This window comes from Pseudomonas sp. R5(2019) (assembly GCF_009905435.1).
Taxonomy (GTDB): domain Bacteria; phylum Pseudomonadota; class Gammaproteobacteria; order Pseudomonadales; family Pseudomonadaceae; genus Aquipseudomonas.
The window spans coordinates 118,649-133,311 of the sequence record NZ_JAAAMT010000009.1; the positions used below are offsets into that span (position 1 = coordinate 118,649).

The window sequence follows — 14,663 nt, forward strand, 5'->3', positions numbered from 1 at the left end:
ATCAAGGGGGTGATTACCCTCTCTGTCACGCGAGATGAAAAAACAGCTCACCCTTGAGCGAAATAAATCCGAATCGTTTTCAGGCCCGTGCCTGGACAGTGACCCAATAGCGCGTAAAGCGCCGCACCCGCACGGGCAGCGCGACTTCGAGCACGTCCAGAATTCGTTCGCTGTCGGCCAGTGGGTAGCTGCCGGAGATCAGCAGGTCGGCGACCTGCGGTGCGCAATTGAGCTGGCCACGGCGGTAGCGGGCCAGCTCTGCCAGAAAGTCACCCAGGCGTATGTGAGCGGCCACCAGCATCCCGTCGACCCAGGCGGCGCTGTTTTTGTCCAAGGCTTGCACCGGGCCTTGTGCGCTGTCGCTGAAACGGGTTTGCTGGCCGGCCAGCAGCCTCATCGACTGGCCCTGAAAAGCTCGCGGAGCCAGGCTGACCGTACTGTCGAACGCCGCCACTCGGGTGTGCTCGGGCATCTGCCGAACGCTGACGCGCCCGGCCTGGGGTTGCAGCAGGCCTTGGGCGGTGAGGATGCGAAGAGGGCGGCTGTCGACAGCGCTGTGCACCAGCAACTCACCTTCGAGCAGGTGAATCAGCCGTTGCTGGCCATCGAAGCGCACATCCACCGAGCTTGCGGTATTGAGGTGCAAGCGGCTGCCGTCTTCGAGCGCCAGGCGACGCTGTTCGCCCACCGGGCTGCGGTAGTCGGCCAGCAGCGGCACCAGCGTGTGGTTGCGTTGCAGGGCCAGCCCGGTGGCGGAGCCGACGCCGAGCAGCAGCAGGGCCTTGAGCGCCCGCCGTCGGCCTGGCGAACGCGGGGCGCCGAGCGCGGCGTGGGCCAGTGGCGAGGACACCCCGCGCAAGCGTTGATTGACCCGCTGGATATGCTCCCAGGCGCGTTGATGCTCGCTGTGCGCCTCCAGCCAGCGCTGCCACTCCTGCTGCTGACGCGGGCTGAAGCCGCCACCCTGCATCTCGATCAGCCAGTGCACCGCCTGTTCGGCCACCTGCGGGGAAAACTCGGGGCTGCTCATCGATGAACTCACAGGGCGAAGTAACAGCGCATGGCTGCCTTGTTCAGGTGGCGCTTGACCGTGGCCAGGGAGATGCCCAGTTGGCTGGCAATTTCGCCGTAGGGCAGGCCATCGACCTGGGCCAGCAGAAACGCCTGCTTGATCTGCGGCGCCAAACCATCGAGCAGGCGGTCCAGTTCAAGCAGGGTTTCAAAGATGATCGCCCGGTGTTCCTCGCTGGGTTGCAATGCTTCGGGCAATTGCGCGAGGGCTTCCAGGTAAGCACGCTCAACATCCTGGCGACGGTAGTGGTTGAACAGCACGCGCTTGGCCAAGGTGGTGAGAAAGGCCCGGGGCTCGTTCAGTTGCGGTGTTTCGCGCGCCTGCAACAGCCGGATAAAGGTGTCCTGGGCCAAATCCGCGGCACTGTCCGGGCAGCCCAGACGGCGCCGCAACCAGCCGGTCAGCCAGTTGTGGTGGTCCAGGTAAAGGCCTTCGACAGTTTGCGAAACGATGGGCAGCGCGGTTGGCACCGTGAACACTCCGGCGCCAGGGGATGCGCTAAAGAATAAGAATTGTTCGCATTGTAGGGATGGATGGGCAGTAGGGCAATCGTCTTAAAGGTCATAGCGCATGAGAATATTTATCATTAATATTGGCGCCTCATAATGCTGGGTGCAGAAATGAAAAGCAAAATCGGCCGGATGCCTGTTTCCTATCGACTGGCAGTGGCCTCGCGGGTCTTCGCGGCGGTGCTGGGCGGCTATCTGCTGGCAGCACTGGCGAGCGTATGCATGACGCTGCTGTTGCCCATGGCCAGGACAGAAGCGGTGGTCAGCGGCATGATGCTGTCATTCCTCTTCTACCTGGTGGCGATTCTCTGGTGTTTTGCCTGCCGCACCGCCTTGCAGGCATGGCTGGGCGTGCTGGCGCCAAGCCTGGTGCTGGGGCTGATCAACGGCGCGGTGTACTGGATGAATCAGCCATGAGAGAGGGCTTTCGCCAAGCCATGGCCTGGCTGCATACCTGGGCCGGGCTGGTATTTGGCTGGCTGTTGTTTGCGATTTTCCTGACCGGCAGCCTGGCCTATTTCAAGAACGAGATAAACCACTGGGCCCAGCCGGAGGTGCCATTTCATCGAGTCGACGCCGCCGTCAGCCTGGCCACTGCGCAGTCGTACCTGCAAAAAAATGCGGCAGACGCTGCCAGCTGGTACATCCAATTGCCCGACGCGCGGCAGCCAGCCATGACCCTGGCCTGGCCGCCAACCGAACCCGATGGTGGCGGGCGCCGGCGATTTATCAACAAACAGGTCGACCCGGTTTCGGGCGAAGCATTGCTGGTGTTGCCGTTCCACCTGATGATCAGCTACAGCAGCTTGGTGATTTTCATGCACATGGTGATGCCGGCGAGCATTCTCGCGACCTACGGCACCGATACTCGCGGCTTCTTCGACGATGTCTTCCCGCGTGCCGAGATACCCAGGGCGGCGGGCACACTGGCGCCTCAGATGCCGTTGCCGGTGCTGCACGAAAAGGCCCTGCAGCAGTTGCAGAGCGAGCGAGTCGGCAGCGTCGAAGTGGACAACCCTGGCGATGCCAATGCGCGCGTGTCGTTCAGCCCATCGGCCAGCGGCCAGATTGCCCGGCGCTCCAACGACAGCGTGGTGTACGACGGCGTCAGCGGCGAGCTGACCAATACCCCTGCACCGGACAAGACGCCGATTGTGATCGCCGACAGCCTGTATGGCCTGCACATGGGGCACTTCGCCGGGGCTGGCCTGCGCTGGCTGTATTTCCTCTGCGGCCTGGCGGCCACGGCGGTGATCGGCACCGGGCTGGTCATGTGGCTGAGCAAGCGTCAGCTCAAGCATGCCAAGAGTGGTGTTCGGCCGCTGGAATTGCGCCTGGTCGAGGTGCTGAATATCGCCAGCATGTCCGGGCTGGTCCTGGCCGTGGCGGTATTCTTCTGGGCCAACCGCTTGCTGCCAGTGCAATTGGCCACCCGTGCCGACGTTGAGATTCAAGCATTCTTCCTGACCTGGACCCTGGCCCTGATTCATGCAGTGCTGCGCCCGGGGCGTCAGGCCTGGGTTGAACAGCTGGGGCTGGCGGCGCTGCTGTTGGCGGGCCTGCCGCTGCTTAATATCTTGACCACCTACGCGGGGCTTACGCATTCGCTGGCGTCGGGCGACTGGATCATGGCCGGCTTCGATCTCACCGCACTGGGCTGCGGCCTGTTCCTCGCCTGGGCCGCCTGGAAAGTTCGACGCGGTGGCACGCCAGCGCTACGCGCGGCACGTCACTCCAGCGCCCGGCTGATCGAAGAGGAGGCCGCATGATGCTGGCCCTGGCGATGTTCAGTTATGCCGGTTTCGCTGCCCTGTGCCTGGCGATGGAAAAGCATCACCACGATCTGCTGGGCCGCAAATCCAGCCCTCGTCAGCGTCTGTGGCTGCGTGTCAGTGGCTGGGCATTGCTGTTGTTGGCGTTGACCATTGCCGTGCGTGACCAAGGCTGGGCCATGGGCCTGGTGTTCTTCACCGCGGCGATCATGGCCAGTGCCGTGGTACTGGTGTTCCTGATGCCGTACTGGCCGCGCCTGGCGTTGGGGTTGGCAGGCCTTGGCTCGTTGTTGGGTCCCGTTTCTTCGCTGATGCGGTTCTGAGGTCAGGTCATTTGGACGAAATGCGCAATCAAGCTGTCGACCCGCAGGCCATGGAGCCTGCGGTCAGTCGCGCGCAATTTCTCAAGGTGTTCATCTCGCAGCGAGCGCAAATGGAAGCGCTGGTGAGCCGGCGAGTCGGCTGCCGGGCGACCGCCGCCGACCTGGTGCAGGACTTGTTCCTGCGCTTTTGGCGCCGGCCCTTGGTGCAGGTCGAAGAATTGGGCACCTACCTGCTGCGCTGTGCCGGCAACATCGCCATCGACCATTTGCGCAGCGAAGGCGCCCGCGTGCGGGTCAACGAAGGCTGGTTGCCAGAGCAGCAAGACAGCGACAACAGTGAGCCGCAAGCGGCCCTCGAAGCCGGCAGTGAGTTACGGCTGGTCGAGGCCGCCTTGCGCGAGCTGCCCGAGCGCACCCGGCAGATATTTCTGCTCAACCGCATCCATGGCCGCACCTACGCGGACATCGCCCACGCCATGGGCCTTTCCCAGAGTGCGGTGGAAAAACATATGATGCGTGCCCTCAAGGCGTGCAAGGCCAGCCTGCAAGCACCGCCATCGCCACGCATGCCAGGGAATGCCGGCCAATGAACAACCCCATCCACGTCACCCCCGAACAGGAAGAAACCGCACTTGGCTGGCTGAGCCGCCTGCACAATGCGCCTTCGCGCGCGGACCAGGCCGCCTTCAGCCGTTGGCTGCTGGCCAACCCCGCGCACCGCGAAGCCTACGCCCAGGCGCAGGTGCTGTGGGAGTTGTGCCAGCAGCCCGCAAGCACCCTGGCCATGGAAGACGATGCCGCGCTACGAGGGTATTTGCAGGCGATGGACGCAAGACCTCCACGAACCCGTCGCTGGGCCGGTGCACTGGCCACGGCCGCCTGTTTGCTGGTGATGATCGGTGTGGGAGCAGGCTGGCAGCCGACCCACTGGCTGCAGGATTTGGATGCCGATTACGTCTCGACCCCGGGAAAAACCCGCACCGTCACCCTGGCCGACCACTCGCAACTGACCCTGGATGCCGACAGCGCCGTGGCCGTGGATTTCGACCACGGCGAGCGACACGTCCAGTTGCTGCGTGGCGCGGCGTTTTTCCATGTGACCCACACCGGCCAGCCCTTCGTGGTCGAGGCCGAAGGTGGCGACACCCAGGTCCTCGGCACCCAATTTGAAGTGCGACTGCAACCGGCCGGCGCCCTGGTCACGGTGCTCTCCGGCCGAGTCGGCGTGACCGCCGCCCAAGGGCAGGCGCAGCAAGTGCTGGTGGCCGGACAACAGCTGGGCTATGCCGACGGCAAGGCGGCCAGCGTTCACGGGGTCGACAGCGAATCGCAACTGGCCTGGCGCGACGGCTGGCTGAACTATTACCAGGCGTCATTGGCCGAGGTGGTTCAAGACCTGCAACGCTACTACCCGGGGCGGATCCTGTTGCTGAACGAGCAGCTGGCCCAGCGCAAGGTCAGCGGCAGCTTTCGCAGCGATGACCCGCTGGCGGTGCTTGATTCACTGCGGGGGGTGATGGGGTTTGAGGAGCATCGGTTGGGGCGTTGGGTGGTGTTGCGCTAATTTTCGCGCCTGCGCCGCGCCTGAACGATCATGGCTGGCGCAAAATGCAACACGATCATCCGCACCAGATGGTGAGACAGGATAAATACGACGTTCAGCCCGCCACTGAACGCGACAATGGCGATGGTCTCGATAGCGCCAGGCAAATACGCCATCCACAACGACAAGGGATCACTGCCTAGAACCCGCCCGGCCACCACGGCAAATACCGCGGCGATCAGCAGCATCAGAGCGACAGAAATCAGCCCGGCCCATCCGTGGCGAACAAGCTCTGTCAGAGAGATGTCCTTGAACTTTGATCCAACCAGCACACCAAGAATGACCGCCGCGGAATCAACACTCCATTGCGGCATGCGGAATGCCTGGAGATAACCCATCTTGATATAGACCCCGGTGATAATGATCGCTGTGAGCATGAACGGTGCAGGAACGCCGACGCTCAATAAGAAGCGCCCGAACAAAATACACAAGGTGATCAGCGACAGCAGTGACAGCAGAGTGCTCATGGTCAGTGGGCTGCGTTCGCCAAGTGCAACTGACACTTCGGTTTGCCCCGGAATGCAAAAACTGACCAGCAGGGTGATCGACAGCAGTCGGATCAGATGCACGACCATCACTTTGCCGGACGCACGTTCGGACTCCAGCAAATCGAACACCGCCGCGAGTGCACCCGGGTAGACGGCCAATAGCGAATCCTTGAGATTCCATCCCGAGATTTGGACCAACCAAAAAGCGGCCACCGTAATCTGCGTCATCAGGCACAGCAGCAGAAAGGCCAGGCTGGGTAACATGGCCACCATTGTTTCATTGTCCCAAGACTCGAACATCAGGCCGGTCGCGATCCCCAGTACAACTTGCAGGTAGCCAAGGCCGAAGCGCAATGTGGGAGCAAAATGAAAGTTGCTGGCAATCACTGCCGTTGCGAGTATCGAGCCGAGTAGCAGGCCATGGGGGACGCCGGCGAATGCCAGCACGGTGCCGGCTCCTGTGGCGATGAGCAAGCACAATATCGTCTTCATGTTTTTCTCAGATGCTTAGTGTACGAAGGTTCCGGAATATGAGTTCTGCCTGCATCTGTAGGACATCGATATTGCTGACGGCATAGAACACTCCCGTAGTGGGGGCGCCGAGCGCGAAGATATTGGAGGGGCCATGTCTGTTGATTACCCGGCAGTCCTCATAGTGCACGTCAATTCCACCGTACTGATGTGGTATGCACATTCCACAGGCCGCCATGTTCTTGAAGAGCGTGCCCTCCATCGAATCGCCCGCGCCTGTTGCGTTGATCACGTAGGAAAATGAGCATTCGAAATCACGACCCCGTGCCACGAACCGATCCCTTGTGACGCTAACATCGACCAAGCCGGTTCGACAGGCCAGTCGCGCGGCGCTGATATGTTGATTAATTCTTCTCCAGTTCTCCTTGGGAATAGGCACTCGCAGTTGACGCCAGGCGCCCCTGAATTTTGCGAGGAAAATGTTCCTTTCGCGCTCGGATAACAGGTTCCAGATCAACGGCACGATTAGATTGGTTGATGAAAATACTGAGTAAAGTGCATCTCGGGCACCCGCAGCCTGAGAGTGATCGCGCATTAACTCTTCGATGTTTAGGTCGATGCCCTGCACCTCAAGCTCTTCATTGAACATTGCCCTCACTGTGTTCAGAGTGGAACTACCACCTTGAAGTCGTTGCAGGAGATTATTCGCGGTTAACACTTTAAGAGAGCGCGGATGATAATGCTCGACGTAGTTGGGGATCTTGCTGCTGCGGGTTAGCATCGTTACGTGGTTGTCAGGATCGGCGTCGAGCACGGCAAGCGCCGCATCGATAGCCGATAACTGATTGCCAAGCACGGCAATGCCGTCCGAACGGATATCAGCAAGGTTTGACGTCGGATAGGGAGTGTTGACGTAGCCTTGCGCGCCAGTGAGCCGATATATATCGGTCGGCTCGGCATTGCCGGTTGCCAGTACGACAGCGTCGTATCCCGCGCGCTCACCTGTGACTGTTCTCAACGAATATCGCCCTCGTTGCATTGTCATTTCATTCACACGCTCGTGATAACACTGGATGGATGAGTGTTTGTGCAGAGATGACTTTAGCGTCTCCTCAATGAACTTTCCGAATACTGATCTCGGTTGATAGGCGTTGGCTTGCTTCTCCCGATAAATTTTCAACCATTGTTCGAAATCACCGCGATTTCGAAGGTACATAAGATTGGTCGGGCGGTTGACTAGGTTACTTAGGTCATCCTGTTGGTAAGCCAAGCCAGCTCCGAAGCTTCCGGTTGTATCGTAGATGTCAATTTTTAACGCGGGAGTCAGATGTTTCAATCGTTCCACAATAATAGCTCCGCTATAACCCATCCCAATGACTGCAACCTTTCCCATATCTATTCTTGGACCCGTTTTAGATGGGGCGAGTTAACGCCATGGAATTTGCGTCATCATGATCGATAAGGCGAGCGTCGATGACGGTTATTTTTCGATTTTTAACGGCGCGGATTTTCCTGGCTTACTCCCAGATAAACTGTTCTGCGACCCAGCTATCAAGTTTGTCGAGATTATCACTTACTGCTTTTTCACTATTGCCCTCAATAATAGCGGAAACTATTTCGCCATTGGTCATCGTCATTCCTGAATATTCCGCGCCCTTTTTTGCTGTGACCGAGTGATAGCGAATGAACGGCAAATCAATGTGCGCCGGAAACTCGACCAACTTGCCTGTACGAGGCGGAATATTGAGCTGTCCAAGCAAGCGCCGCGGTTTGATCAGTTTATTGACCCTTGCCGCTGGTCCGCCCCGTTCGGCATCGATCAGAGTCAAACGCGGGTTAATACCGAAGGCTTCGGACAATTCCTGGTTGACGCTGCAGCCACCAAGACGACAGGCTATTTCGCAGACGATCAAGCTCTCGCCGTCGAGAAAAATCTCAAGATGGAACAGCATCGTGCCGAGTCGAGGCAGCGCATGTTCCACGATGTCTCTGGTCAGCTTCACGCATCGTTGGTAAAGCGGATTGCTTTCGGCCAACATCTGGAAGCCGAGACTTTTCCCATCCAGAAAATCAAGGCAGGTAACCGTTGAGCGCACAGGCGAAATGATCACCGGTCTGCCGTTAACATAGAGCCCATTGACGTTTAATAACGGCGCATTGATATATTTTTCGATCATCAAATTGTGTAGGGTTGTGCCTGTCTGTTCTTGCAGATACCCGAGCAAGTCTGTGTTCTCCCGCAGCAAGCGAACGCCACTTGATCCGCGCCCGTCACGAGGCTTGACCACCACCGGATAACCATACTGCTCAATGAAGTCGTTGATCTCGCAAGCTGAGCGGACCACCGACATGGGATTGACCCTAATGCCATGTTCCGCCAGCTTTTGCTTCATCAGAAATTTGTCCCGATATAACAAGGTCATCTCTTCGTATCGCGTCACGAAACCACTGAGCCGGTCTTTGATCCGTGCAACCCTCAATAAATCGACCTCGGCCAGAGCGACAATTGTGTTCGTGCCGAGTGCCTTTGCGGCGGCCAGTGCATCCAATTCTACGAGCAGCGAGTCATTGAAGTGTGTATAGAGCCGGAATGCGGGGGCCAAGGCGGGGAATTTTGTGGTCAAACAATCCTTGGCGGACTGGTCGCTATAAATTAGAGAGTGAGTTCCTAACACGCTTAACCACTCATCTTCCGTATGCTGAAGTAAAATTTTTTCCGGTGCAAACAAAACTACAGGTTTCATAGAGAGGTCTCCGGTAGCGGAAATGTTCCCGTGGAACGTCAAGGTGTGAGCTGCGGATGTTTTTGGAAAATACATTATTTTTCTGGTCTGTAAATGGTTATGTATTTGTGGTGGCGGGGGTGGTTTGAAACTTTTTATTTCGATCTGCTCTATGTGGGAAATATCTGTAAGTTTGCTCTCTGTTTAGCGTTGAAGATAAATTTTTTCTTGATGGGTGTTATAGAAGCTGAGATATTTCTATGTTTTTTAACCTCAGTGCCTCGTTCTGTTTGCTCAGTGACTGTCAGTCCACTCAAACCTCCTCGAGAATTTGCCTCCCAGGCCACGGTTCGTGCCATTTCGTACAATGCCTTCAGAAATTTTTTTTCAAAACCGATGAGGTCCGCTCACGCCGCATCCGTGTAGTGGGTGAAAGTGCGATTCATTCGCATAAACCACTTCCACTCTCAGGTCACCAGCATGAAGTACAGGGCAAAACCGGCGGCATCGCGTTCAGTTAAAGGTTGGTTGGGGGCATCGGCCTTGGTGGCCTCGAGCTGGGTCGGCGCGCCGTTGGCGGCCAGTGCCGCCGAGGTGGTGCAGCAGAGCCAGGTGTTTGCGTTTGCGATTGCTGCCAAGCCCTTGCCGCAGGCCTTGAGTGACTTCAGCCGCGTCACCGGCCTGAGCGTGGTCTACACCGATGCTGCGCCGTACCGGGTCAATGCCCCGGCGCTCACTGGCCAGTTCAGCGCCGAGCAGGCGCTGCAACGCTTGCTGGTGTCTTCGGGCTACACCTTCCGCCGTGTCGATGCTCGCACCCTGACCCTGGAACCGCAGGTTACTGACGGTGCACTCAATCTCGGCGCCACCACCATCAACTCACAAGTCGCGGCCGACACCAGCTACCAGCCGCCGTCCACCAGCTCGGTCATGCGCAGCCAGGCGCCAATCCAGGAAATTCCCCAGGCCATCAACGTGGTGCCGGCGCAGGTGCTCAAGGACCAGGCGCCGCGCAACCTCGACGATGCCTTGGCCAATGTCAGCGGCATCACTCAGGGCAACACCCTGGGCAGCACTCAGGACACGGTGATGAAGCGCGGTTTCGGTGACAACCGGGACGGCTCGATCATGCGTGACGGCATGCCGATCGTGCAGGGCCGCAGCCTCAATGCCACCGCCGAACGGGTCGAAGTGCTCAAGGGGCCGGCATCCTTGCTATACGGTATTCAGGACCCGGGCGGGATCATCAATGTGGTCAGCAAGCGCCCGCAACTGACCACCTACAACGCCCTGACCGTGCGCGGCTCGACCTATGGCGACGGCAAGAACGGCAGCGGGGGCGGCCTGGACAGCACCGGCGCGCTGGGGGATTCGGGGCTGGCCTATCGGTTGATTCTCGACCACGAAGATGAGGACTACTGGCGCAATTATGGGGTGCACCGTGAATCGTTGGTCGCGCCGTCCCTGGCCTGGTACGGCGAACAAACCCAGGTGATGGTGGCCTACGAGCACCGGGAGTTTCTTTACCCGTTCGACCGCGGCACGGCCATCGACCCCAACACCAATCACCCGCTGGACATCCCGGCCACCCGCCGCCTGGACGAACCGTTCAACGACATGGAAGGGCGCTCGGACCTGTACCGGCTGGAAGTCGATCATCAACTCAATGACGACTGGAAAGCCCACTTCGGCTTCAGCTACAACCGCGAGACCTACGACGCCAGCCAGGTGCGGGTCACGGGCGTGAACACCAGCACTGGCACCCTGACCCGCAGCATGGACGGCACGGCAGGCGCCTTGAGCACCGACCGCTTCGCGACCTTCAGCCTGGCCGGTAATGTGCAATTGGCAGGGATGCAGCATGAGCTGCTGGTCGGCATCGACGATGAGTACCGCAAGATCTACCGTGCCGATCTGATCCGTCAGAAAAGCCTGACCACTTTCAGCTACCTGAATCCGGTGTATGGCCGTGAAGTGGAGGGCACCACCGTCAGCGCCGCCGACAGCAACCAGAGCGACAAACTGCGCAGCGACTCGTTGTTCTTCCAGGACTCGATTCACCTGACGGACCAGTGGATTCTGGTCGCCGGTGCGCGCTTTCAGGAGTACGACCAGCTCGCCGGCAAGGGCCGCCCCTTCAAGGCCAACACCAACAACAACGGCCAGACCTGGGTGCCGCGCGCGGGCCTGGTCTATCGCTACACCGACGCGTTGTCGTTCTATGGCAGCTACACCGAGTCGTTCAAGCCCAACTCCAGCATCGCAGCGCTGACCGGCGGCACCATCCTGGACTCGGCCATCGAGCCCGAAGAAGCCAAATCCTGGGAGCTGGGCGCCAAGCTCGATTTGCCGGACGCGGTCACCGGCACCGTGGCCCTGTTCGACATCAAAAAGCGCAATGTGCTGGTCGCCAACTTCGACGCCGTGACCGCCAATACCCTGTACAGCAATGCCGGTGAAGTGCGCTCCCGTGGGCTGGAAGTCGATATCACCGGCCAGTTGAGCGAGCGCTGGAGCCTGATTGGCAGCTATGCCTACACCGACGCCGAAGTCACCAAAGACCCGGACCTGGAAGGCAACCGCCTGCAAAACGTCGCCAAACACAGCGGCTCGCTGTCGGCGGTGTATGACGTCGGCAGCCTGTTCGGTGGCGACCGCTTGCGGGTCGGCGCCGGAGCCCGCTACGTAGGTGAGCGCGAGGGCAATGCCACAAACGACTTTGTACTGCCCAGCTACACCGTGGCCGATGCCTTCGCCAGTTACGAAACCCGGTTCGAAGGGCAAAAAGTGCGGTTTCAGCTGAACGTCAAAAACCTGTTTGACCGGACGTACTACACCTCGAGTGTGAACAAGTTCTTCGTGTCGATGGGCGATTCGCGGCAGGTGAGTTTGTCGAGCACGTTGGAGTTCTGATGCTGGAAGGAATGCCCTGCCTTGGCTGCAGGGCAATTTCTCGAAGGAACAATCGGTTACTGGCGTTACCCACAATTCCAGTGGGCCTGGCTGTGGATAACATGTAGACCGATGGCGCTAGCTGCCGGCCCGCCTGGCTGGGGTCGGATCTGATCGAAATTTGTACAATGGTTATCTGTTCCTCAGTAGGAGCCGAGCTTGCTCGCGACAAAGGCGACGCGGTCTGTCCGGAAGACTGCAATTGAAAGCAAAACAACCGCTTACTGACCTTACCCACAATTCCAGTGGGCCTGCCTGTGGATAAGATGTAGACCAACCGCGCAACCCACCGGCCTGCTTGGGGCAGACAGGTATTGGTCATATTTTGTACAAAACCCTTCCACCTCATCCATGGGCAGGCTATGTCTGACTGTCGCGCTCATCCTCTTCTTTCTGTGTGCTCCAGCGCAGCGGTGCGAGCAGCAGCAAAAACGTCATGCCCACCAACGTTGCCGGCCCAACGATAAAAAAGACCAGGCTGGCAACAAGCCCGGAAACGGCATCACCTATCACCGCCGTGAAGTAGTACAGCGAAAAATTTCTACCGACTTCGCTCTGGTTGGAGAGGTATTGAATGTTCGTAACGATAGCGATGTCGACAAAAGCGCCCACAAAGCCCACAAAAAATAAAACAATCAATGCTATCCAAATGTTGAGCTCGAACAAAACGGCTGCCAGAAAAAACAAAATCCCATACAGCATCCAATACTTGAAGACGGACCGTGCCGTTGTGACCTTGTTAAGCCTTTCATACAACGTACCGCCTAACACTGTACCCACGGCCATCAAGGAAAACACATAACCTACTGCCGCCTCTGAATGAAAGTGTTCCAACACCGATGCAGGTAATATGAAGCGCAATAGGGAAGTGGCAAACATGGCGCAGATAGTTGTGCAGCAGATTACCCTGAACAAGGGTGTGTTGACCTCACGAAGATGAGCGACAGCACTGGCAGTTTCCCTTATAAGGGCAAGGCAATTGAAGGGAGCGGTCTCCCGTTTGCTGCGGGCCGAGAGTGTTGACAATGAGACAGTGGATAATAATAAAAAAGCCGCAAAAAACAAGAATGTGAAATGGGGTGATATTAATAGCGTGATGAGTGAAAAAATGAGAGGCCCGAGGATGGAAGAGGCGTCCTCGATAACCTGTACGCCACTGTTTGCCGAAGACAGATCCTCCTTTTTCAGGATGTCCGGAAAGTAGGCGCGAAAGGTCGGGACGTATAAACAGTCCAGCGCAGTCATTACCATGGCCGCTGCGACGATGGCGATGATATTCGCTTGTGAAAACTGGAATATAGCAAAAAACAAGAGTGCGATAAGGCACTTCAAAAACTCGACGACGACGAGGGTTCGTTTCTTACTGAGATTGTCAGCTAGCCAACCACCCAGAGGTGAGAATAACGCGCTCGGCAAATACCGCAGAAAATACACGAGGCCAATCAGCAAAATATCCGCCTTGACCAAAGTAACCACGGCGACCGCGAAAGCAGTTTCAAACGCAAACTCTCCGCACTTTGACAAGAAATAGGCAGACGAAAGGGTTTTGGTGCTGGAGTTTAATGCCAGTGCTTGCATGCTTACATTGCCTTCTTGGCTCGTCTATCGGCACAAAGTCTATGGGTGGGGTTTCCTGGGGACAAGTTCATGACTGGCGAAGCAAGGTGTAGGTAGTTTCCCAAATTGGATCACTATGCAAGCGGGTAATGGAGATCTTTTAGAGGATTGCAGAAGTAATTCAGTAGGAATAATGATCCGTCAGTTAATACCGCGGTGAATGCTTCGCGAGCAAGCTCGGCTCCTACAGGACCGCGTTAATCCCAGCATCACCGCATCCAGGTAGGAGCCGAGTTCGTCGGGGCGCCGAACCGTCGCGATATAGGCGACGCGGTGCGTCTGACCGACTACCGAACGCTGCACTCAACCAGTGGGCGGCTTGTCATACAAAGCCTCAATCGCATCCAGCAGCGAATCGACCAACGCCTTGGCCAGTTCCGCCGAATGCACGGTCGACCAGATCATTCCGCGTCCTTCTTCATTGGTATGCCTGACAGCTTGATTAGAAGTATCCAGCACACATTTGAGATAGAGGGACGCATGAGTCAGCGCGTCTTCGATATCGACACCACCCACCACGGCAAACAGAGGCCCATGCGGAGCGTCGCATGAGCCGAACGGGGTGGTGACGGTTTTGAGGGTAGTGAAGGAATGGGGTGGATCGGGAACACGCTTTTTCATATCAAAGTCCACGGTTGGGCGTCGCCCGCTCGTTTCCACACGATTGGGTGACAGCTGTACGCGGGGTGGAAAACCGGTGTGGACAAGCCCGGCAGGGCCAAAGCCCTCCCGCGCACAGCCGCCATTAAACGGCAGGCAATGCGCAAAAATGCGCAAGCTGGCCGCAGGCTCGTGCAGCAATCCACAGCCGGGTTTCCACACCCGATCGCTGAACATTCAGCGACCGAAAAAGCCTAAGGGTGGGCGGTCCCATGGACAAGTTCATGGCTGGCGACGCGGGTTGTAGGGTATTTCCTGGCAGCAGGACTATGCGAGAGGCTTATAGAAGTAAAGTAGAGGATTAGGGAATTACTTCTGTAGGAATAGTCGGTTACCTACCTTACCCACAATTCCAGTGGGCCTGCCTGTGGATAACATGTAGACCGATGGCGCTAGCCTCCGGTCTGTCTGGGTTAAACCGGAGTTGATCGAATTTTGTACAGGCGCCTTCTTGCTGTCAGTCATACCGCGGT

General features: G+C 57.9%; 13 protein-coding genes. 6 read left to right on the plus strand and 7 right to left on the minus strand.

What is annotated here, in order from left to right:
* Positions 1 to 79: 79 nt before the first annotated feature.
* Both GUY40_RS08670 and GUY40_RS08675 read right to left on the minus strand, forming a co-directional pair.
* Positions 80 to 1,030, minus strand: coding sequence for a DUF4880 domain-containing protein (locus GUY40_RS08670; RefSeq protein ID WP_166568536.1), 951 nt, complete (start codon positions 1,028 to 1,030; stop codon positions 80 to 82).
* A gap of 8 nt (positions 1,031 to 1,038) precedes the next feature.
* A complete protein-coding gene (locus tag GUY40_RS08675) occupies positions 1,039 to 1,542 on the minus strand; it encodes a sigma-70 family RNA polymerase sigma factor (protein ID WP_166568537.1) in 504 nt (167 codons plus the stop codon).
* Between the two features lie 150 nt (positions 1,543 to 1,692).
* Between GUY40_RS08675 and GUY40_RS08680 the strand changes: the two genes are divergently transcribed.
* The 5 genes from GUY40_RS08680 to GUY40_RS08700 are packed head-to-tail and all read left to right on the plus strand — an operon-like array spanning position 1,693 to position 5,240.
* Positions 1,693 to 1,998, plus strand: a complete 306-nt coding sequence (locus GUY40_RS08680; protein ID WP_166568538.1) for a DUF3649 domain-containing protein — start codon at positions 1,693 to 1,695, stop codon at positions 1,996 to 1,998.
* The gene (locus tag GUY40_RS08685) at positions 1,995 to 3,350 is read left to right on the plus strand and encodes a PepSY domain-containing protein (RefSeq protein WP_166568539.1); all 1,356 of its coding nucleotides are present in this window, start codon (positions 1,995 to 1,997) and stop codon (positions 3,348 to 3,350) included. The genes GUY40_RS08680 and GUY40_RS08685 overlap by 4 nt, the downstream gene beginning before the upstream one ends.
* Positions 3,350 to 3,676, plus strand: a complete 327-nt coding sequence (locus tag GUY40_RS08690; protein ID WP_166568567.1) for a DUF3325 domain-containing protein — start codon at positions 3,350 to 3,352, stop codon at positions 3,674 to 3,676. Before GUY40_RS08685 ends, GUY40_RS08690 begins: the two co-directional genes overlap by 1 nt.
* Positions 3,677 to 3,696: 20 nt before the next feature.
* The gene (locus GUY40_RS08695) at positions 3,697 to 4,266 is read left to right on the plus strand and encodes an RNA polymerase sigma factor (RefSeq protein WP_166568540.1); all 570 of its coding nucleotides are present in this window, start codon (positions 3,697 to 3,699) and stop codon (positions 4,264 to 4,266) included.
* Positions 4,263 to 5,240, plus strand: coding sequence for a FecR family protein (locus GUY40_RS08700; protein ID WP_166568541.1), 978 nt, complete (start codon positions 4,263 to 4,265; stop codon positions 5,238 to 5,240). Before GUY40_RS08695 ends, GUY40_RS08700 begins: the two co-directional genes overlap by 4 nt.
* On the opposite strand, the gene GUY40_RS08705 is transcribed toward GUY40_RS08700, so the two are convergent.
* The 3 genes from GUY40_RS08705 to GUY40_RS08715 all read right to left on the minus strand — a co-directional run bounded on the left by GUY40_RS08705 (position 5,237) and on the right by GUY40_RS08715 (position 8,982).
* Positions 5,237 to 6,259, minus strand: coding sequence for an AbrB family transcriptional regulator (locus GUY40_RS08705; RefSeq protein WP_166568542.1), 1,023 nt, complete (start codon positions 6,257 to 6,259; stop codon positions 5,237 to 5,239). The two genes, GUY40_RS08700 and GUY40_RS08705, sit on opposite strands and share 4 nt — an antisense overlap.
* Before the next feature lie 7 nt (positions 6,260 to 6,266).
* Positions 6,267 to 7,631: an FAD/NAD(P)-binding protein gene (locus tag GUY40_RS08710; protein WP_166568543.1), complete on the minus strand. Its 1,365-nt coding sequence runs from the start codon at positions 7,629 to 7,631 to the stop codon at positions 6,267 to 6,269.
* A 124-nt stretch (positions 7,632 to 7,755) separates the two neighbouring features.
* Positions 7,756 to 8,982 carry an acetyl-CoA carboxylase biotin carboxylase subunit family protein gene (locus tag GUY40_RS08715; RefSeq protein WP_166568544.1) on the minus strand — a complete coding sequence of 409 codons (1,227 nt, stop codon included), beginning with the start codon at positions 8,980 to 8,982 and terminating at the stop codon, positions 7,756 to 7,758.
* 459 nt (positions 8,983 to 9,441) lie between these two features.
* On the opposite strand from GUY40_RS08715, the gene GUY40_RS08720 reads away from it, so the two are divergent.
* On the plus strand, positions 9,442 to 11,874 hold the full coding sequence (locus tag GUY40_RS08720; protein ID WP_166568545.1) for a TonB-dependent receptor: 2,433 nt from the start codon (positions 9,442 to 9,444) through the stop codon (positions 11,872 to 11,874).
* 399 nt (positions 11,875 to 12,273) lie between these two features.
* Here the strand turns inward: GUY40_RS08720 and GUY40_RS08725 are convergent, their stop codons facing one another.
* On the minus strand, positions 12,274 to 13,491 hold the full coding sequence (locus tag GUY40_RS08725; protein ID WP_166568546.1) for an MFS transporter: 1,218 nt from the start codon (positions 13,489 to 13,491) through the stop codon (positions 12,274 to 12,276).
* Between the two features lie 342 nt (positions 13,492 to 13,833).
* Entirely contained in the window at positions 13,834 to 14,367 is a 534-nt protein-coding gene (locus GUY40_RS28560; RefSeq protein ID WP_306092840.1) for a DUF3077 domain-containing protein, read from the minus strand.
* Between the last annotated feature and the right edge of the window lie 296 nt (positions 14,368 to 14,663).